Origin of the sequence: Nocardia arizonensis (assembly GCF_001310275.1) — a bacterium.
Taxonomy (GTDB): Bacteria; Actinomycetota; Actinomycetes; order Mycobacteriales; family Mycobacteriaceae; genus Nocardia; species Nocardia arizonensis.
Window position 1 is genome coordinate 51,552 of the sequence record NZ_LGYZ01000087.1, and the last position, 20,557, is coordinate 72,108.

Here is a 20,557-nt window from a genome sequence, read left to right on the forward strand (position 1 = left end):
GAGGTGGCGGCGGCGAGTGCGTTGTCCAGGCCGGCCCGGTTCTTGCGGGTGGTCCCGGAGAACCCTTTGTCGATGAAGATCCGCTCGCGCGGCGCTCCGAGCGCCAGTAGTTGTTCGGTTTGGATCTCGACGTCTTGTTCGTCGGTGGAGCAGCGGCAGTATCCGATGCGGAACGGCTCACCCATGCCGAAAGTGTTCCAGATGGCGGGGGTTGACCGGCACAGTTTGCGGAACACCTCTACGGAACACCGGTGTGCTGGGCCGATGTTCGTTCTGCGTGGTGTTCCGGTGGACGATCGGGTTACGGAACAGGTCAGGGGGTGTTATCGGTGTGTGGGGGTTTGTTGTGGGGTGAGGAAGTGGTTGACGTCGACGATGAGGAACAGTGCGGTGGCGGTGGTGACCACGTGGGCGTGGTCGTTTTCGATGGTGGCTTTCAGGTGGAGTTTGCGGCCGTCGCGGGAGTGGATGTGGGCGCGGAGGGTGTAGGGGGTGTCGAGCAGGATCGGGGCGAGGTAGTCGATGGCGAGGTGGCGGGTGACGGCGGGTTCCCCGACGGTGTAGAGCAGGAGTCCGAACAGTTCGTCGAGGACGGTGGCGACCGCGCCGCCGTGGGCGATCGCTGGGGCGCCGACGTGGCGGGAGTCGAAGCGGTGGTGGGCGTAGACGCCGTGTGTGTCGCGTCGGGCGCGTAGCTGGTGGCCGTGGGGGTTGGCCGGTCCGCAGCCGAGGCAGTGGTCGTGGTGGGGCGGCAGGTCGGCGGAGTCGGGTGCGTGTACGGGGAAGGCGGGGATCCAGTCCGGGACCTGGCGGGGCTCGGGTGTGTGGGTGCTGGGTGTGTTCTCGGTCATGGGTGCTTTCTGTGAGTGTGTTTAGGCGGTGATGAGGATGTCGCAGTGGGTTTTGCGGGCGAGCTCGATCGGTGGGGTGGACAGCAGCTGGGCCAGCAGTGGTGACCGGTGGGGGTTGGCGGTGACGATGAGGTCGGCGGCGGTGGCCGCGGCCAGGTGCAGCAGCGCGGGTAGGGCGGGTTCGTCCAGGATGTGGGTGTCGACGTCGGTGGCGCCGTGGGCGAGGGCGTGCTGGTGGGCGATGCGCAGGACGGTGTCGGCGGGGGTGCTGCCGTGCAGCGGGGAGGTCTCGGGTCCGGGCCGGTCGAGGTGGGCCTTGGGTGTGTGTTCGTCGATGCGGTGGCGAGCGCAGACGATCAGTAGCCGGGCGTGGGTGGCGTGGGCGAGTTCTGCGGCGTGCTCGACCACACGGTAGGAGCGGTCGGATCCGTCGGTGTCGACGATGATCGTGTGGTAGGCCGTCATGACGGGCGTCTTTCACGAGGAGAGGCGTGTGAGGAGGGGGGAGAGGTTCTCATGTGCGGGCGTGGCGTGCGGCCGGGGGCCAGGACGGCCAGCACGATCGCTGTGGCGGTGGTGAGGGCGGCCAGTGCGAGCGCGGCCTGGCCGCTGCCGTGCACGAACGCGGCTTGGGCGAACTCGGCCAGCGGCGCGGCTACCGGTCCTGCCTGGTCGGCGACTTGCAGGGCGGCGGCCAGGGAATCGGCGACCGGGCCGCGGGCGGGCTCGGGTAGCCGGGCCAAGGCGGGCTGGATGCGGTGGGTGTAGCCGGCGGCGAGGACGCTGCCGGCCACGGCGATCCCGATCGCGGCGCCGATCTCGCGGGCGGCGTCGTTGACCGCGGCGGCGACCCCGTGTTTGGCCTCTGGGGTGTCGGCGACGATGGCATAGGTCGCCGGGGCGGTGCACAATCCCAGGCCCGCGCTCATGATCAGCAGCGGCCACAGCAGGTCGGGATAGTTTGCGGCCAGGGTCAACCGGCTCACCAGCACCAGCCCGGCGGCGATGGTGAGCAGGCCGGTCACGGTCATCACCCGTAATCCGACCAGGCTCGACAGCCACGGCGCGATCACCGAGATCGCGACCAGCGGCACCACCATCGGTGCCAGTGCCAGCGCCGAGGCCAGCGGCCCGTAACCGAAGATCAGCTGCAGGTACTGCACCAGCAGCAGGAACACTCCGAAGGTGACCAGGAACTGGATGGTCACCGACAGCGACCCGGCACCGAAACCGCGGCGGGTGAACAACCGCACGTCCAGCAGCGGCGCCGCGCTGCGCAGTTCGACGACCACGAACGCCACCGCCGCGGCCACACCGATCCCGGCCGCGGCGGCGACGAGCGGGTCGGCCCAGCCGCGTGCGGGGACCTCGATCGCGGCGAACACGATCGCGGCGACCGCGACCGCCACCGTGCCCGCGCCGACCCAGTCCACCGGCGGATGCTCACGGTGGCGGGATTCGGCGATGGTGCACGCCAGCACCGCCAGCACCGTCCCGGCCACGGTCAACCCGACGAACACCGAGGGCCACGACCATCGTTCGAGCAGCACCCCGGCACCGAGGATCCCCAGCACCGCCCCGGATCCGGCGACCCCGGCCCATATCCCGACCGCCCGGCCGCGATGAACAGGGGCGAACCCCGCGGTCAGGATCGACAGCGTCGAGGGCATCACCAGCGCCGCGCCCGCCCCGGCCAGGGCGCGCGTCGCGATCAGCCACACCGGCTCGTCCAGCAGCAGCGGCAGCGCCGAGGCGGCGGCGAACACCACCAATCCCGCCACCAGCACCACACGTCGCCCGTAACGGTCACCGACGGCGCCGGCGGGCAGCACCAGACACGCCAGCACCAGTGTGTAGCCGTCGACGATCCAGGTCAGCTGAGCTTGGGTGGCCCCGGTCGCGACCGCGATCTGCGGCAACGCCGAATACAACGCCGCCATCGCCGCGACCACCAGCGCCACCGCCAGGCACGACACCGTCAGCATCCACCACTCGGCCCGGGTCCACCGGGCGATCTCGACAGTGTCCGTCCCAGGCGTGTCCACCGGCACCTCCCGACTTTAGAGACCGATAGTCTCTGTGCGAGACCATTCGTATCATAGGGGTCGGGGTGTGGGATAGAGTCCACTCACACCCACAGCCGCACGGCACGAATCCGGAGGAACACGCGTCCATGACCGACCCGCACCCCGCGGACGACGAGCAGGCCGATCCGCGGCTGGCACGCTCACGCAACCGGTTGCTCGACGCGGCCACCCATCTGCTGTCCACCGGCGGTGTCGAGGCGGTCACCGTCGAAGCGGTCACCCGCGTATCGAAAGTCGCGCGCGCCACCCTCTACCGGCACTTCGGCAGCACCACCCATCTGCTCGCGGCGACCTTCGAACGGCTGCTCCCCCACGTCGACGCCCTCACCGGCACCACCCCGGTACGCGAGCAGCTCCTCACGCTGCTCACCACCCAAGCCGACCTCATCGAACAGGCCCCGGTACAGATGACCACCCTGGCCTGGCTGGCCATGGGATCCATCGACGACAACCACACCGACCCGGCCGCGCTCACCTCACTACGCGCCCGCGTCATCGAGCAATACCGCCGACCGTTCGACCAGATCCTCACCAGCCCCGACGCCCGCGCCACACTCGGCGAACTCGACACCACCTTCGCCATCATCGAACTCCTCGGCCCGATCGTGTTCGCCCGCCTCACCGGACTACGCACCATCGACCACGACGACTGCGCCCGGCTCGTCGACAACTTCCTCACCGCTCACTCAACAGCCACCGCATCAACCAGCCCGACCGGCACCGGCAGGCCGTAACCACAGATCGGCCGCGCAGTCAGAACAAGGTGTCACGCACCCGCAGCGGCCGGTACCCGGTCGGGCCCAGCTGGGCCAGCTCGGCGTCGATGTCGACCTCGATCGCGCCGAAGAAATTGATGTTGGCACTGTGGGCCGGGCTGATGTGGGCCAGGACCTCGTCATCGATACGCTGCCCGGCCCGACGCATCTGATCGACAGCGAGCCCGTAATACTCCGTGGTCCAAGCGATCACAGCGTTGGTCGCCAAGGTCAGGCACCAGGCTTGCTCGGTCTGGTCCTCGAGATGGCGTGCCCGAATCATCCCCTTATGGGCATAGAGCAGGTCGCGCCGCAGCGCGTGCAGCGACTCGCCCTTGTTGAGCTGCCGCGAGATCTTGCGCCGATAGTCCGGATCGGAGAGGTACCTCGCGGCGTAGATGGTGCGCCGCAGCGCCCCGTACTCCTTGAGCGCCGCGGCCAGAGTGTTCTGCCGCCCCGACGCCGAGAGCTTGCCGACCAGCAGCGACGCGGTGGCGTGCCCGAACTTCAACGATCCGGCCAACCTGAGCAGATCGTCCCAGTGCTCGGCGATCAAACCCGAGATTCGCTTTGCGGGTCATCAGCGGGCCCGCGTGCGGGAACCGGGCCTCGGCCTGCGCGCGCGGGCCCGGCCGGTACAGGGTGATCCGGCCCAGATCCCGGATCCGCGGCGAGAGCTGCATCCCGAGCAGGTCGAACAACCCGAAGTTGACCAGGGTGACCCCGTGGGTGTCGGTGGCGTGCTCGGTGATCGGCAGATCCGCTGCATTGCCCAGGATCTCATCGAGCACGTAATGGGCTTCACGTTTGGTCGCCACGATCACCTTGGTGCCGTAGGTGGCATGCTGATCGGTGACATGGGTGTAGGTCGACAGGCCCTCGCTGGCGAAATACCGGCTCAACGGCCTGGCCGTGGTTGATTTCCCACGCGTCGGGAACCGCTGCCCATCGCTCGACGACAGCGTTCCGGCACCGAACACCGCGGTCAGCGGCAGCCGCTGATGGTAGCCGATCAACACGAGGTTGGCCGCGCGCAGGGTCTCCTCGCGCACATACCACTCATCGGTCCAGGCCAGGATGTCGTAGGTGATCCCGCACGCCTGCGCCATCCGGGTCAACCCCAGGTTCGTCGAGTGCGCCAGCAGTACCGCGATCAGATTGCGTTTGAGCTCCGGCGTCCGGGTGGCCTGGCCGCCGGCGTGGGTGAAGCAGTCCAGGTAGCCGGTGCGCTTGTCCAACTCGATCAACAAGGAAACGATCGGCGCGAACGGCAGCATCTCGGTCAGCTCGGCCTTGAGCGCGATCGCCTCGGCGGGAACATCTTCCGCGCTCAGCGGCGAGATCACCAGATCCCCGCCCTCGTCCACCCTGACCGGGCCGTCCCCGCCGGCCAGCACCGCCTCCAGCTCACCGACCGCATCGTGCAGTTCGGCGACCACGGCCGCCAGCGCGACGCCCGGATCGGCGGATCGCCCGACCAGGCGGCAGAACTCGCCGCGTTGCGGTTCCCACTGCCCAGTGGTGATCAGGTAGGCGGCCGGGTCGGCGTAGCGGCGCGAGCCGGGCACGAACACATCCCCGCTGCGCAGCCCGTCGCGCAGTCCGAGCAGTACGCACAATTCCCAGTAGTGCCGGTACGCGGTGGCGCTACCGGTCTTTCGGGCCTCGTCGAGGTAGCCGCGCCATTTCGTCGGCACGAACCCGGTCGGGGCGTCGTCGAAGACCTTGCGCCGCCCGGTCGCGTTCAGCTCGCGCAGCATGTTCACCGCGATCAGCAGCTCGGTAGCGGCGGTGCCGCCGGCGAAGCGCACCGCTTCAAGCACTGCGGGGGTGAACTGGCGCAGGTAGTTGTAGGAGGAATCCAGCGCTGCCAGATGCCCGTGATCACGCGGCAACCTGGGTTTGGCCTGGGCGATCGCCGCGCGCAGGCGCTCCCACCCGATCTTCTCGCCGCGGATCAGCGCGCCGATCTCCTCATCAGCCACCGTCGGGTCGGTGACGATTTCCAAGAGATCGTCCAGCAGCGCCTGGCGGTCCTCGCCGGTCTTGCCGCGCTCGGCCAGCTGCTGCTGCATCTTCCGTTCGGCGGCACCGAACTTCGCCGAGATCGCCTGATCGAACAACACCACGACCTCATCGAGCACATCGGTGCCCGACTGGGCCAGCACCGTGAGCAGGATCGGATACCGGCGCTGCGGATCCCGACGCTCCAGGGCTTGCGGACTCAGACGCCGGCCCATCGTGGCCAAGAACCGGCGCCGCTCGGCGGGCAGCACCGACAGATCCAGCCGATCAGCACCCAAACCCCGCAGAAACCCCAGCTTGTCGACCTCGGCGCGGACCGCAGCCGCCGACGCCTCCACCGGCCCGGTCGACAGCCACCGCAACCGCGAGATCCCCAGCGACGCGTCCGTGACCAGCAAGCCGTCCAACTCCGCACACCGCGCCGCAGTGAACTCGTGAGCGAGCCGGTCATAGGTTTCGGTCTGGGCCTGGTGCCGGGCGTGGGCGACCCGCTCCACCACGGTGACAGGGCCCGGCCGGATCACCTTCGCCGAGATCAGATACTCACACGCCAGCCGGAACAACAGAGTCGGGGAATCGTGCTCCATCGCCCGCGCGAGCAGGAACTCGTCGAGCTCCTTGAACTCCAGCGCACCGGCCGCACGCCATCCCAGGTACCGCGCGGCCAGGCGCACATGCTCGGTGCGGGTCTTGGCTCGCCTGCCATAGGCACCGATCACCACCGGGTCGACCCGCAGCTGCTCGGCGAGGCGGGCCACCGCCCCCGGTGGGGCCGTGACCAGCCGATCCGGCACGAATCCCAGCCACGGCAGCGTACACAACGCGATCGCCAAGCCCAGCCGTTCGGCCGGTCCCCTGCCGCGGCCCGGATCCACGAACGCCAGATCCGCCGACGTGAGCGTGAAGTATCGAAACAGCTCCTCGCGGCTGATCTCCGGGAATCCCCGCAGACGTTCCAACTCCTCGTCCGCGAACATCCGCGTCGCCACGAACCCCAGCCTCCACCAGCGCCGACCAACACCAACACCGGCAGCCAAGCACCAACCAGCCGACAGCGCATGCCGAACCCGAAACCCGATGCCTACCAGGCGGCTACGCCATATCCGCCTGATTTTCGGCGGATGCTACGGCTACCCCTTTAGGGGATCGATAGGTGGTAGCGCCGCCGACTCCGGTGGCCAGGGTGTCCGCATCGTGCTCCTAGGCCGCGTTTCATAAGCCTTGGCCGGATAACCACAGGTTGATTGCGGCGACGCGGACCGTGGCCAGGTAACGGACAGCGAGTTTGTCGTAGCGGGTGGCGACAGCGCGGTGCTGTTTGAGGCGGCTGATCGTGCATTCCACGGCGTGCCGGAGTTTGTAGAGACCAGGGTCGAACGCCGGCGGCCGGCCACCGGCGTTGCCCTTGGCCACACGATGCGCTGCCTGGTCCGCCTTGATCGGGATGGTTGCCTTGATCCCGCGTTTCCGCAGGTAAGCACGGTTGGCCGCCGAAGAATAGGCTTTGTCGGCCAGGACCCGATCCGGCCGCGACCGGGTACCACCGACCGAGAGCCGCGGCACCCGTATATCGCCGAGCACCGTCGTGAACTGTGGGCAATCAGCCCACTGACCAGGCGTGACCACCAGCGCCAGCGGCCGCTGCCCCTGGTCGGCGGCCAGGTGCAGCTTCGTGGTGAACCCGCCCCGCGACCGTCCCAGCCCGTGGTCAGCGGGTTCGTCGTCGAAACCACCCGCCGCCTCGACCTGGCCGGCGAAGTCGCGGCGCGCACCCGCCGCATGCTGGTGCGCGCGGGCGATCGTGGAGTCCACGCTCACCGTCCACTCGATCTCACCGCCCGCATCGGCGTGGGCTTGCAGTGCGGTCAGCACCGATTCCCACGTGCCGTCACGCTGCCAGCGGCGGAACAACCCATACACCGTCTGCCACGGCCCATACACGCTCGGAATATCACGCCACGGACTGCCGGTCCGGATCCGCCACCGGATCCCGTCGATCAACTGTCGTTTCGACCACCGCGGTGGCCGGCCCGGCTTCATACCAGCAGGTAGTAGCGGTTCCAGTTTCGCCCACTGAGCATCGGTCAGATCCGCACGGCACGTTGCCGTTACGCTGTTCACGAGGTCTCCGGTTGGTTTCCGGTTGTGCTTGGTCGTTCAACCAACTACCGGAGACCTCGCCATATCACCAACTTCTCAACCCGGACAACGGGTTCCGTCCCCACACCATCGGGCTTATGAAACGCGGCCTAGTCAGTGGTCCATCGAGATAAGGGCCACTGCGGCGAATGGGGCGCGTCGGTCCATCGGGTCGGCAGGAGAACGGCGCGAGCGAACTCCGGAGCGGAGGTGATGCTACTTGACCAGTCCTGCTTCTCTGGGTAGTTGGGGATCTGAATCTGCGATGCGATCGAGGTTCCGCTTTTTTCGAAAACCAGCCGATTGCAGTTGTAGCAGAATTCGCGATTTAGAAACTTTGCCTCAGTCGAAGATAGTTCGAACGGGGGCTTGATCTTCACATTCTTCCGGCTCAGAATTAGGAGTCGATTAGGACTGATCGGAAATACAATTATTTCAGAATTTCTTATCGAGACCGGAAACTGGCGAGTGTTTCGCTTCGTTGGAATTCCGAGTACGGGTTCATCGCAGGTCAATAGATCGCCTGTGGAGCTTGCCAGCCAGTAGTCTCGATCGTTTTCAATCAGCGGGGCGAGAACGTTCTTCCAGGCGCCGATGGCTGCATCGATTGCCTTGGGCTTGGTTTCGCTGCTGACGGCCCGCTTGGCGAGTATCTGATTCACGATAGCCTGGTGTCTCGCTTCTGAGTACTCAATGCCGTACTCGCGACATAAGATCGGAAGCAGGCCGGTAATGTTCAGAATATGGCTGGCTCCGTAACGGTTCACTGCTGCGTCGATGCCCACGTCGGTCTGTCGCCCACGCTGGGTGCGCTGGCTTTGTAGGCTGATGTATACGGCTAGGTTGGAGATTAGGTTTTTATCCTTGATCCTCCCATCGGGCTGACCGTCGAGCGCGCGAAGCCAGTTCGCGGCCCGGCCCTCTATGCGTCCCATGTGGGTCTCGAACCACATGTCTGGATTTGCGTCGGCATCGATGTCGGGTGCCGATATTTGATAGAAGTTATCCTCGACGGCTGTCGATTCTATGGGTACGCAATTTGATTCTTTGGTGTCAACGTTTGTGACCTGAATTTCCCCGCTACCGTCGGTAGTCCACCGCTTGAGATACATTCTTGGCACGTAGTGGTGTCGGAATGTGGTTTGGGCGTTTTTACGAGTCTCTTCCTTGGATTTTTCGATCTCGACGTCGGTTAGCCAACGATTGACGGTAGTCACAGTCTGCATTGTAGGTCGCGCAGCCGCGAGCGACTCAATTCGGCAGTGCGACGAACTCTGGCAGTCAATGAAGCCCAGACAGTTCAGAGAAGATCCGTCGCGATCCGAGATTCGAATCGTCGCAGGTGAGCAGTATCCGGTCGATACCGATCGACCGGGCAACGACGATACTGCGGCGGAGAATGGCGCCACCGTACCCACGCCGCCTGTACTGGGGCAGCACGGCATACCCGATGTGCCCGCCTCGTCGACGTAGGCCCTCGTTGAGGGTGTGTCTGATCGAGGTTCGACCGACTACTTGGCCGTCAACAGTTGCGAGCAGATATGTGGAGGCCACGATGCCATCCGGCAGATTGGCACCCTGCCGCTGTTCCTCCCGGGCGCGGAGATAGTCCGCCCAGCTCATATCGGGTTCAAGACCCAATGCAAACGGAAAGCTATCGCCCTCGGCCAATTCGAGATGCGCGGCGCGGACAACTTTTTCGTCCGTTTCCTGCAACGCGCACGGCGGCGGATCCGAGCACTGTGTCGTGCTCCTCAGCGACGAACATCGCCCGAGTCCGGGTCCAGCGCTTCCACTGGTCGACGCTCCAAGCCAGTGCCTGCTCGTAGGTGGTGGAGAAGGTGCCTGCGGGGCTACCAGCGAGTGCGTCGAGGCGCACTGTTCGGGCTGTCTGCCAGCCGTCGGCGGTCAGGCGGCGCACGATCATGTACAGAACGATCAGGACTCACTGCGCCAGCAGGCAATCCAATATTGCCTGCCGCGCCTCATTTGACCGTCAGCGGAGTCGGTCGGTGGCGAGGATGTCGGTGTGAATCCGCTCGATAATGGAGTCGCGGCTCCAGCTGGAGTCGATGCGGACCTCCTCAACGTAGGACAGGGGTTGCCAACCGTGATACCACTCGGCCATCTGGTCAGGAGGAATCGTTGCGGCCTGCGGCCGGCCGGCATGGCGAGCGAGAGTTTCGTCGAAGGTGAGGTCGAAGCCGTAGTGGAGTGCACAGCCGGCGGTGTCGGCGAGACGGTGCAGCATCGCCCCGTAGCGATCGGCGTCGAGGATGCCTTCCACGATCGTCACCATCCCACGGGCCAGGCACAGTGTCGCGATATGTTCGATCAGCTCGATATTCCACCCGCCGGGCTCGTCGCGCTCACGGACAATCTGCCGTCGCACTACATCCTGACCGATGACCGCGCAGTGGCCGTGCTCGAAGCGACGTTGGAGGCCGGCGGCGACGGTCGATTTGCCCGACGCGGAATTACCGCGGATGACGACCAGCGTAGTCATCGAGCGGCAGCGGGTTGGAGGACGGTGTCGAGCTTGCGGATGAAGCGTGGGAGGTGGGGATCGGTGCTCGGCAGGCCGTGGGGTCGAGGTCCCACCAGCGGCCCCCGTCGAACTCGGCGGGATCGAGGTCGTAGTGCTGGGCCCGGTCACCCCGAGCGACATGCCACAGAGAGATATCAACATGGCCAGCGGTGGGGCCGACGGTGGGAGTCACTGTCAGGAACAGGGGCTTATCCCCAACGACATCGAATCTCGGGTCGAACCCGAGTTCCTCGCGTGCTTCCCGCCGCGCCGTAGTGCATGGGTCTTCGCCGGGAGCCAGGTGCCCGCCCATCGGGAGTTCGAGACCGGATTTGCGGTGTCTACCGAGGTAGATGCCGCGCTCGGTGGGGTCGACCAAGACCACGTACGCGACCAAGTGCTGCGGTGGAGTCGCTGGTGGAACTCGGCGGAAGATGTCATTGGTTTGGGCGAGCCAGGCCAGTGTCTGCTCGATGTGTTGCTGTTCAACCTCGTCGATAGGCGTGATCGCGGCAACAAGATCAGCGATGGCTGCGGTGGCGGGCTCCATGTCGCGCGAGCATAATCACGCCCTGCGACACCTCGGAATGCCCTGCCCTTTCGGTGCTCCCCGCCTCCGGTTCACCAACCCGGGCCTGCCGGTACACCAGCCTGGACAGATGGCCGGTTGACGCGGCAGGGTGGTCATGCGCCGGGTGCGCCGGGCGCTCGCCGTTCCCTCCGGCGGGCTTCCTTTCTGGGGCGTTCGAACCCTGCCGTAGCGCTGATGTCGACGAGGCCGACGGTGTCCGGCACGGCGATTCGTGTCGTGCCGTACCAGCGCCCCCAGAGTGCGATGTTGCCGGTGTCGGCCTCGGCGAGCAGCTTCTCCACCGACCATCGCTTGTTCGAGCGGTCGATCTCGATGGCGATGCACGGCAAATGGTCGTCGCGCCAGCAGAAGACGTCCAAATGGCCGTGGTACATCCGCCGTCCGGTACGCCTGGCGATCAATGCCTCTCGCTCGAGGTCGACCGTCCAACCGTTGGCGTGCCCCCACCGGACCGTGTGTTGGGTGATCAACGCTGTCGCTTCCCGCGCGGACAGGCCGGTGACCCGGACTTCGGAGAGCCATCTTGTCAATGACGAGGCCAGCTCAGCGGTTTCTACAACGTTCCCCACTGGCTTGATCCTAGAACGCGGCGGCGATGTCCATTCCGGCACGGCCACGGCCTCGCGAGACCTGCTTCCGGAGGCAGGGAGAACCGGGTTCCGGCGAACCCGGTTCTCCCGCGTGGCTATTCTCGTAGTTCATGCCGCCCATTTGCGGTCGACCCAGGCAGCCGTCGACACCAAACTCCGGTTTGGATGAGTTTGCTTGAGCTGCAACGAATCTGGCACGTCCCTGCGCTCGAGCACAATGACGTCCTCGTGTGCGATCAGGTGAACGGGAAGCCCTCCGCGGCGGTTCTTGACGATGAAGTCGCGCTGGAAGAAGCTGCTTCGGGCGATGATGTCGTCGTCGGCGAGGCGGCCGAGGAGTGCGACGCAGCGTTCGACGGGGGTGAGTCCGGCAAGGGTGCCGCAGGTGGTGATGTGGGTGGGTAGGTCGATGAGTTCGGCGTGCTGTCGCCAGGGGCGAGCGGTGATGACGACGTGTCCGCCGGGTTTGAGGTAGTCGGCGACGCCGGTGAGGATTCTGGTGAATCCGGTCAGGAGCCGGCCGATGCCGACGTTGGCGAGGTTGCCGCGGTCGAGGACGGCTCCGTAGCGGTGGTCGTACTTGCGGACGCCTTCGCCGGGCTTGACTCGGACGTGACCGTGGGTGGAGTCGCCGTATGGGGGTGAGGTGATGACGAGGTCGACCTGGCCGCGCAGGTCGGCAGGAAGCAGAGTTGGAAGTTTTCGGGCGTCGCCTTGGTAGACGGCAGCGTCGAGGTCGATGCCGGCACCGTAGGCGAGGTCGATGTTGGTGCGGGCGAGGTCGGCCCATCGGGTTTCGTATTCGACGCCGATGGCGCGGCGGCCTCGGTGCAGGGCCTCGACGAGGGTGGTGCCGATGCCGCACATCGGGTCCAGGACCAGGTCCCCGGGGTGGGTGTATGCCTCGATGGCGTGGGCGGCGATGGCGGGCAGCATTTTCGCGGGGTGTTTGACGCTGTCGGGGTGGTAGCGGCCGGTGCGTTGAGTAGCGGGCGCGGCCTGCGCGGTCGGCCATACCGATACCGCGGCGATGTTGTTCTCCGTTTTGTGGGTTGCGGTCATCGAAAGGTGCCTCGATTCGAGATTCGGTGGTCAGGAGCTACATGCCGCCATCGTGTGCCCAGCGTCGTACGGCGGGGCCCAGTACGGCAGGGCCACTGCGGCGATCAGGGGCGCAAAAGAACGGTGATATCGGTATGCACGATGCTGTGCGTGCGGGCGTGCCCGGTGTTGTCGAGTCCGGGTGCCGCGACGGTGTCGCCCGCGATCGGGACGGCGACGATGTGCTGAAGGAACAGCAGGTCGGCGGCCTGACCGGCGGCTACTGTCCAGCCGGTCGGATCGAGCAGGACACCGTCGCGGGTGTGCGTGCAGCGGGTGAACACGACAAGCACGCCGCCGGGGTTCAACCGGGTTGCGGCGAGCGCGACGATCTCGTCGACTGCCGAAGGTGATGTGGCCTCGGGAGCGAGCAGGCTGGCCAGGACGAGGGCAACAGCTCCTTCGTGCGGTGGCCGATGTTGGTGAGCATCGGGGCGTTCGATCAGGCTGTCGCGGCCGAGGCTGTCGATCACGGCGAGCACGTCGGCAGTGTCCGGCGTCGGGAAGGGTGTGTCGGGGGCGGTTGAGGCCGGGGGCGCCAGCAGCACTTGGTCTCCGGGGCGGGAGAACTCGGTGACGGCGCGGGAGACGATCGGCGTCGGCCATTGGTCGGTGGGGTCGATCGGGTCGGTTCCGGAGGCCCAGATGGTTGAGGGAACCTCGGCCGCCGGAGCGCGGCGCGAGCCGGACGAGCCGGTGTGGCGACGGCGGCGGACTGGGGTGTGTTCGGTCATCGGCGCGGTCCTTGTCGATTCCAGTGCATGGGATGTGTGCACTGGTCAACTCCTCACGAATTCGCCGTTTTTGGACATCGAACCGTCCCGAAAACTATGCAAATCGACTGATCGATCTTCGATATCCACAGTTGTAGAGCGCCACATCTGACGCCAATTTTTCGACGGTCCACCCGAAAGCTTCTCGCGCGGTGTACAGCGCCACCGGAACGCCACCAAACGTACACAACCCCTGGTAGATAGCAGTTTCCCGGCACCGCGCTCAAGCTCCCGTACCGGTTCCGTGTGGTCGAATCCGGCTGATCGGTGATCGGCCGGAGGTCATCTCGAGGTCGTTTGGAGGTTATTCGGAGGCTTTTTGGTGGCGGCCGTTCTGTGTCCTTGCCGAGTCGGATTTATCAACGCTTCGAGCAAGGGGAATGGCAATGAATGCGAATTACAGTATTTCTGCGGAGAGGCCGGATCATGCGGAAGCTTCGCCGCTGGCGGTCGTGCGGTCGGCGCTCGACCGGATAGCCGATCACCCGCTACCTGTCGTGAGGAATCAGGTATCGGGACTCGGCAGGCAGGTCGATACCTGGGGCCAGTTGCGGCAGGTGCTGTCGGACCCGGCGCTGCCGATCGAGACCGTGGATGCGGTCTGGGTGTGGCTGATCGGCCGGTCTCGAACCCACGGTTCGGATGCAGCCTTGGCGTGTGCCGGGATGGCGGCACCGATGTTGGCGGGGATGGCCAGCGTGTTCGGACCTCGCCGGCGCGAGGACCGCGCTGACATCGAGGCCGATCTGTTGGCCGAGTTCTTCGCCGAATTGCCGCGCATAGATGTCGAGCGCCCGTTTCTGTGGTTCCGACTGCGGTGGGCGCTGTTCCGTGGTGGCCGGGCTTGGGTGCGGCGGGAGGCCGCTGCCCCCGTGCCCGGTGCGGATGTCGGCACTGGAGCCGACATCGACACCAGAGCGGACGAACCGGTGCAGGTGATGTGGGCCCCGGCGGGGCATCCCGAACAGATTCTCGCCGAGGCGGTCGCGGAGAACGTGATTACCGCCGAGGTCGCCGAGTTGATCGCCGCCACCCGGCTGGAGGGGCGGTCGGTGACCTCTCTGGCAAGCGATTCGACGGGGTTGTCGCACTGGGCGTTGCGCAAGACCCGCCAGCGAGGCGAACACGATCTCCTCGACTGGCTGGTCGCGCGCACGGCAGCCACCGATCCGGCACGCACCAGCACCGTCGAGCACCGCGCCCTGCAACTCCTGTCCTGTTCGGCCGACGACCAGGGCTCAGAAGTGGCCGCGCAGCGACAGCGACTCACCGAGCGGGACCTGGAAGTGCTGCGGCTGCTCGATGCTGAGCAGGGTCTGAGTGCCGACCAGGTCGCCGACCTGTTGTTCCCCAGCGTCGACACCGCACGGAAAAGGCTGACGGCGCTGACCCGTCGCGGGGTGCTCACCCGTTGCCGTCGTACCCGCCCCGGTGTGGGGCGTCGTGGTGTGCCGCCGTGGCAGTACGCCCTCAGCCCGCTCGGCTCGGCGATCCTCGCTGTCGGCCTGCACAACACCACACGGCACGGCGAGATCACTGGCGAGCACGCACCGCGGCGGTCGGGTTCAACAGGTACTCCCGCGGCGGAGACCGCCTTCACCACCTCGCAGCCGACTACCCGCGCTGGCCGATCTGGCGATTTTCCGGACACTCCCAGGTCCAAATGTGGCTCGCAAACGCGGAGTAGCCAGTGCGGGCGGACATCGGCTGCCCCCGCACAACCGGCAACCCAGGTGGAGGTGAATCGCCGATGCGCATGATCGGTTTCCCTGAAGTTCGTTCTGCGACCTCGTCACACCGGACGGCCCAGCCCGGCACCATCCGGCGGGCCCTTGCCCCGATCGCGGTATTCGCGGCGGTGGCGCTGACCGCCATAGCGACCGCGGGTACCGCTGCGGCAGAACCCGTTTCGGTACTCGCCATCGCTGAGTCGTTCGACCAGGTACTCGACAATATCCGGAACTGGCTGGTCGGCATCCTTGCCGGGCTGGCGACGGTGTTCCTGACCATCGGCGGCGCCCGCTATGTGCTGGCCTCCGGCGACCCCAGCGAGGTCGAGAAGTCCAAGACCGCGCTGCGCGCTGCATGCCTGGGTTACGGCCTGGCGATGCTCGCGCCGGTGATCGTCGCCGTTCTCAAGTCGATCGTGGGTGCCTGACCATGACCGCGGCCTTCCCAATCGGCACCTCACCACCGAACCCCCGAACAGGCTGGCCGTTGCGGGTGGTGGCGGCCGTGGTCGCGATGCTGGTGGTCGGGGTTGGCATCGGTGCGACTGCCGCCGCCGAGCCCACCGCCCCACCGCCACCGCCGCCGGTGGCGACGACACCCCAGCAACCGGCACCGACCGCGCCGACGCCCACGCCTCCGCCCACATCGCAAGGTCCGAGCACACCCGCGACTCCGTCGCCTACTCCGCGCGGCTCCTGGCCGGGCGACTCCAGTCAAGTACCGGTTGAGCCGTCGGATACAGGTGATTCCGACTGCGGAATTCGCAATATCTCCGGTTGTGTCGCGAATGCTATCGACGGTTTCTTTGCCCGCCTGGTGGATTCGGCGCTCAATCCGCTGCTCGAGCTACTGTCGCAAACACTGTTGACCACCCCGGAGCCCGGTGACTTGCCGCGGGTCGGTGAGTTGTGGGACTCGTCGTGGCATCTGATGCTGGCCATGTACGGGCTGCTGGTGGTGGCCGCTGGCATCCTGCTGATGGTCCGCGAAACATTGCAGACCCGCTGGTCACTGCAAGAACTGCTGCCACGGATCGTGGTCGGGTTCATTGCCGGTGCCATGAGCATGCTGCTGGCGACCCAGGCGATCGTGTTCGCGAACGCGCTGGCCGAGGCATTCGCCGGTAGCGGGGTCGAGTCCGACTCTGCCACCACCGCGCTGAAGGAACTGACCGGGTCGGTCACCGGGAACGGAATCTTCCTGGTTCTGCTGCGAACTGCGCTTGTCGTGATGCTGGTGGTACTGCTCATCACCTACGTCGTGCGCGTCGCGATCACCATCATCCTGATCGTAGCGGCACCACTGGCTTTGATGTGTCATGCGCTGCCTGGTCTGGACTCGATCGCTCGCTGGTGGTGGCGCTCCTTCGCCGCGTGTCTGGCGATTCAGGTGGTCCAGTCGCTGGTGTTGGTCACCACCCTGCGGGTTTTCCTCACCCCGGGAGGATGGGGATTCTTCGGGCCCAACATGGACGGCGTCGTGAGCCTGATCATCGGGCTCGCCCTGATGGGCGTGTTGATCAAGATCCCGTTCTGGCTGATGTCGACCATGCGAATCGGCCACGGCCGCAGCATGGTCGGATCCCTGGTCCGCGGATACGTCGCCTACAAGACCTTCGGCCTACTCAAGAGCGGCGAGAAGGCTGCCGCCACGGCGATTCGACGCCCCACCCCACAGGGCAACGCAGCCACTGCCAACAGGGTGGGCAACGGCCGCCGAGGTGCCGCCGCTGCAGTGGGCAGCGCCGACCCGTATGCGCGGACACGGTCGACGCGGGACGGCCAGCTGATGTTGCCCCTCGAAGGAGTCCACCGGGTCCGGCGAACGCAGGGTCCTGCAACACCACCGTCGCAGTCGGCCACCACCACATCGGCTCCGGCCTCACCCGGCACCGCCCCTGGGCCGACGACCCGCCCGAGATCGCGAGGCCGCCAGCTCGCGTTCGATTTCACCCCGCCAGACCCCTACAGCGGGATTCGCGCCAATCACCGCGGCCAGTACCCGCTGCCGATCCCTGTTGCCCGGGTCCGACGGACACCCGCCCCTGCCGGGCCTCCCGCAGCGCCGGCACCGGCGTCGGCGTCGCCGCCGCCGCGTCCTCGGCAGGGCACGCAGTTGGCGTTCGAGTTCGATCCGCCCGATCCGTATGAGGGCAACCGGCCGCTGCGCAGCGGCCAGTACCGGCTGCCGTTCCCGGTGACCCGGGTCCGGCCCGCCGAGCGAGCGAGCACGCCGCCACCGGTTCCGCCGCCACGTCCCTCGACACCGGCAGGTCGTCAGCTGCATCTGCCGCTGCCCGATCTCCCTGTCCGCCGGCGCGCACGCCGCACTCCCCGAGGAGGAAACCCCAGATGAGCACGCCCGTTCGTATTCCTGCCGATGTCGACCGGCAAGACCGGTTGATCGGCCCATTCACCGCCCGCCAGCTCGCAGTCCTCGCGGTCACCGCGCTACTGCTGTATCTCGCGTGGACCGCAACTCGTGAAGTGATCGCCCCCGCAGCGTTCTTGGCCGGAGCCGTCCCGCTGGGCACCGCGGTCGCGGTGCTGATCTTGACCACCCGCGACGGCCTGTCGGGCGACCGGTTGCTGCTGGCCGCCGTACGGCAACGTCTGCGGCCTTCTCGCCTGGTAGCCGCGCCCGAAGGGATCGCTACGGCACCACGGTGGCTCACCCGCGCTGCGGGTCGAGGGAAGAAGCCGCTGGTGCCGCAGCCTTTGTCGGCCAAAGCATTACAGCTACCCGAGGCGGTCACCAGCGCCAACGGGGTCGGGGTGGTCGATCTGGGCCCGGACGGGCTGGCTGTGGTCGCAGCGGCCGGGACGGTCAACCTCGCCCTGCGCACTCCCGAGGAGCAGGATGCCCTGGTCTCACAGCTCGGGGGCTGGCTGCACACGCTGCGCCAACCGGTGCAGATCCTGTTGCGGTCGACGCGCCTGGATCTGACCGGCCAGCTGCAGAGTCTGTGGCGTTCGGTCGGTGAGATGTCACCGGAGCTGGCCGCTGCCGCGCACGGTCACGCCGACCACCTGGCCGGACTCGCGGCCGGGGAGGACCTGATGCACCGGCAAGTACTGCTGGTCTGGCGTGAACCCCTCGACCTCCCGGCGACGAGCGACAGGCTGGGTGGACCGACGCCGGCGGCGATGCTGGGCTGGCTGGTCGCGGGGCGTCGGCGTGCTCGACGGGAATTGTCGGCCGCGGCACGGCGCGCCGCGGAGGCCCGGCTACTGCGGCGGGTGCATGAGGCCGCCGACCTCCTCGCCCCGATGGGTGTCACCGTGACACCGCTCGATGACGCGCAGGCCACCGCCGTGGTAACCGGCGCCTGCAACCCCGGCAGTCTCGTTCCCTCCTCCGCAGACATCGCCGGCCCCCACACCGTCATCACCACCGACGGCCCGGACACCGAGACCTCCACCGATATCGAACTGGCCGACGATATCGACGCACACCCGCATCGGCGAGGATCCCTGCGTCGCCGACGTCGCCAGATCGCCGGTGCCGCAGCTGGATTCGGGCCGGATTCGCTGGCGATCGGGACACGGCACCTCGAAGTAGGGACAGGATGGGTGGCGACGCTCGCCGTCACCGGGTATCCGCGTGAGGTCACCGCCGGCTGGCTGGCTCCGCTGCTGTCGCACCCCGGCCGCCTCGACGTTGCCCTGCATATCGATCCGGTCGACCCGGTCACCGCCGCCTCCCGGCTGCGGCGCCAGCTCGCCCGGCTGGAGTCGACCCGATTTCACGATGCCAGCTACGGCCGCCGCACCGATCCCCTGGTGGAGGTCGCGGCCGAGGATGCCGCAGAACTGTCCTCCCGGGTGGCACGCGCCGAAGCTCGACTGTTCCGAATCGGCCTGTATCTGACCGTGCACGCCCGCTCGGAAGCCGAGCTGGCCGACGAGGTCGCCGCCGTCCGCGCCCTGGCAGCCAGTCTGCTCGTCGACACCTGCCATCTGTCCTACCGCACCACCCAGGGCTGGGTTTCCACGCTTCCGCTGGGTCTGGATCTGGTGAAGGTGCGCCGCACCTTCGACACCAATGCCCTTGCGGCGGCGTTCCCGTTCTCCAGTCCGCAACTGCCTGTTGGTGATCCGGCCCGCGCGGCATCGCCAGAAGGGGTGCTCTACGGGCGAGACGCCGCATCCGGGCTGGTGTTCGTCGACCGGTTCGGTCCCGAGGCGCACAACCATAACGCCGTCGTGCTCGGCCGTTCCGGCGCCGGTAAGAGTTACCTGGTCAAGACCGATATTCTGCGGTCGCTGTATCGCGGGATCGAACAGGTGATCATCGACCCCGAAGACGAGTATCGCGCGTTGACCGAGGCGGTCGGCGGCACCTATATCCACCTCGGCGCCCCCGGGATCCGGCTCAATCCCTTCGATTTGGAGGTCCATACCCGCCCCGACGGCCGCCGCACCGCACCGTCGGATGCACTGAATCGACGGAAACTATTCTGTCACACCGTGATCCGGGTCCTGCTCGGTGACCAGACGGCTGCGCAGCGTGCCACGCTCGACACCGCTGTGACCGCCACCTACGCGAGTGCGGGGATCACCGAGGACCCCGCGACGTGGACCAGGCCCGCCCCGACCCTGGGTGTCCTGTGTGAGCAGTTGGCCGCGCTCGGTTCGGCCGTGGCTGATGACCTTGCCGCGTCGTTGGCTCCGTTCGTCGGCGAGGGCGCGTTCGCGGGCCTGCTCGATGGGCCGACGACGGTCAGCCCGGATGCGGCGATGGTCGCCTACTCGTTGCGGGAGCTGCCCGATGAGTTGAAGACGATCGGGACGCTGCTCGTGTTGGATGCCACCTGGCGGCGAGTCGCCAACCCGGCGAATCGTCGGCCGCGGATGGTGACCGTGGACGAGGCGTGGCTGATCATGCGCCAGACCGCCGGTGCGGAGTTCTTGTTCCGGGCCGCGAAGTCGTTCCGCAAGTACTGGGCCGGCCTCACGGTCGCCACCCAGGACTGTGCGGATGTGCTGGGCACCGAACTCGGTAAGGCGATCGTGTCCAATGCGGCCACCCAGATCCTGCTGCATCAAGCGCCGCAGGCGATCGACGAGGTCGCGACCGCGTTCAAGCTCTCGGACGGAGAACGACAGTTCTTGTTGTCGGCGGCCCGCGGGCAAGGGCTGATCGCTCTCGACGGCACTGACAGAGCCGTGTTCGCCTCGATGGCCTCCGTCGAGGAGCACGCGCTGGTCACCACCGATCCCAGCGAACTCGCCGACACCGCAGATGCCGAGGAGTCAGGTCTCGACATCACCGAACCCGCCCCGTTCACTCCGATTGTCACCGACGACAACGCCGATGTCGACACCGGACTGGCGGATGAGGACGGCGACGGGGACGTCTACGTCGATGTGCAGGCGGCATAGGC

16 protein-coding genes and 2 pseudogenes are annotated in these 20,557 nt (G+C 66.8%); 5 read left to right on the forward strand and 13 right to left on the reverse strand.

Annotation, left to right across the window (positions count from 1 at the left end):
* Positions 1-59: 59 nt before the first annotated feature.
* The 4 genes and pseudogenes from APZ21_RS35725 to APZ21_RS20010 form a co-directional block, all read right to left on the reverse strand.
* A pseudogene (locus tag APZ21_RS35725) lies at positions 60-185 on the reverse strand (recombinase family protein); the annotation flags it as partial.
* 138 nt (positions 186-323) lie between these two features.
* Positions 324-851, reverse strand: a complete 528-nt coding sequence (locus tag APZ21_RS20000; protein WP_051047383.1) for a PaaI family thioesterase — start codon at positions 849-851, stop codon at positions 324-326.
* 21 nt (positions 852-872) lie between these two features.
* Positions 873-1,316, reverse strand: coding sequence for a universal stress protein (locus tag APZ21_RS20005; RefSeq protein ID WP_043737890.1), 444 nt, complete (start codon positions 1,314-1,316; stop codon positions 873-875).
* Positions 1,313-2,836, reverse strand: a complete 1,524-nt coding sequence (locus APZ21_RS20010) for an MFS transporter (protein ID WP_210747209.1) — start codon at positions 2,834-2,836, stop codon at positions 1,313-1,315. Before APZ21_RS20010 ends, APZ21_RS20005 begins: the two co-directional genes overlap by 4 nt.
* 188 nt (positions 2,837-3,024) lie before the next feature.
* Here APZ21_RS20010 and APZ21_RS20015 point away from each other — a divergent pair, with 188 nt between their 5' ends.
* Positions 3,025-3,672 (forward strand): TetR/AcrR family transcriptional regulator, encoded by a 648-nt coding sequence (locus APZ21_RS20015; RefSeq protein WP_043737888.1) that lies wholly within the window; start codon positions 3,025-3,027, stop codon positions 3,670-3,672.
* Positions 3,673-3,691: 19 nt separating this feature from the next.
* On the opposite strand, the pseudogene APZ21_RS20020 reads toward APZ21_RS20015, so the two are convergent.
* From APZ21_RS20020 to APZ21_RS20055, 9 genes and pseudogenes are all read right to left on the reverse strand, one after another.
* Positions 3,692-6,707 (reverse strand): annotated as a pseudogene (locus APZ21_RS20020) (Tn3 family transposase).
* A gap of 223 nt (positions 6,708-6,930) precedes the next feature.
* Positions 6,931-7,839, reverse strand: a complete 909-nt coding sequence (locus tag APZ21_RS20025) for an IS5 family transposase (protein ID WP_043737886.1) — start codon at positions 7,837-7,839, stop codon at positions 6,931-6,933.
* Between the two features lie 128 nt (positions 7,840-7,967).
* On the reverse strand, positions 7,968-9,074 hold the full coding sequence (locus tag APZ21_RS33175; RefSeq protein WP_157227746.1) for a DUF4238 domain-containing protein: 1,107 nt from the start codon (positions 9,072-9,074) through the stop codon (positions 7,968-7,970).
* 64 nt (positions 9,075-9,138) lie between these two features.
* Positions 9,139-9,573 (reverse strand): GNAT family N-acetyltransferase, encoded by a 435-nt coding sequence (locus tag APZ21_RS20030; RefSeq protein ID WP_068049986.1) that lies wholly within the window; start codon positions 9,571-9,573, stop codon positions 9,139-9,141.
* A gap of 280 nt (positions 9,574-9,853) precedes the next feature.
* Positions 9,854-10,363: an AAA family ATPase gene (locus APZ21_RS20035; RefSeq protein ID WP_043737884.1), complete on the reverse strand. Its 510-nt coding sequence runs from the start codon at positions 10,361-10,363 to the stop codon at positions 9,854-9,856.
* Positions 10,335-10,934 (reverse strand): NUDIX domain-containing protein, encoded by a 600-nt coding sequence (locus APZ21_RS33180; protein ID WP_082393302.1) that lies wholly within the window; start codon positions 10,932-10,934, stop codon positions 10,335-10,337. The genes APZ21_RS20035 and APZ21_RS33180 overlap by 29 nt, the downstream gene beginning before the upstream one ends.
* Before the next feature lie 134 nt (positions 10,935-11,068).
* Positions 11,069-11,545 carry a hypothetical protein gene (locus APZ21_RS34240; protein ID WP_156371217.1) on the reverse strand — a complete coding sequence of 159 codons (477 nt, stop codon included), beginning with the start codon at positions 11,543-11,545 and terminating at the stop codon, positions 11,069-11,071.
* Positions 11,546-11,674: 129 nt separating this feature from the next.
* The gene (locus APZ21_RS20050; protein WP_082393303.1) at positions 11,675-12,628 is read right to left on the reverse strand and encodes a TRM11 family SAM-dependent methyltransferase; all 954 of its coding nucleotides are present in this window, start codon (positions 12,626-12,628) and stop codon (positions 11,675-11,677) included.
* A 104-nt stretch (positions 12,629-12,732) separates the two neighbouring features.
* On the reverse strand, positions 12,733-13,401 hold the full coding sequence (locus APZ21_RS20055; RefSeq protein WP_043737879.1) for a hypothetical protein: 669 nt from the start codon (positions 13,399-13,401) through the stop codon (positions 12,733-12,735).
* A gap of 536 nt (positions 13,402-13,937) precedes the next feature.
* On the opposite strand from APZ21_RS20055, the gene APZ21_RS20060 reads away from it, so the two are divergent.
* The 4 genes from APZ21_RS20060 (at position 13,938) to APZ21_RS33185 (ending at position 20,555) form a co-directional block, all read left to right on the forward strand.
* Complete coding sequence (locus tag APZ21_RS20060) at positions 13,938-15,200, forward strand: replication-relaxation family protein (RefSeq protein WP_162240368.1); 1,263 nt, start codon at positions 13,938-13,940, stop codon at positions 15,198-15,200.
* Positions 15,201-15,298: 98 nt separating this feature from the next.
* Positions 15,299-15,598: a pilin gene (locus APZ21_RS20065; protein WP_239476726.1), complete on the forward strand. Its 300-nt coding sequence runs from the start codon at positions 15,299-15,301 to the stop codon at positions 15,596-15,598.
* Positions 15,599-15,684: 86 nt separating this feature from the next.
* Positions 15,685-17,526 (forward strand): TrbL/VirB6 family protein, encoded by a 1,842-nt coding sequence (locus tag APZ21_RS20070; RefSeq protein WP_476739084.1) that lies wholly within the window; start codon positions 15,685-15,687, stop codon positions 17,524-17,526.
* Positions 17,523-20,555 (forward strand): PrgI family protein, encoded by a 3,033-nt coding sequence (locus APZ21_RS33185; RefSeq protein ID WP_082393304.1) that lies wholly within the window; start codon positions 17,523-17,525, stop codon positions 20,553-20,555. Before APZ21_RS20070 ends, APZ21_RS33185 begins: the two co-directional genes overlap by 4 nt.
* The last annotated feature ends 2 nt before the right edge of the window (positions 20,556-20,557 follow it).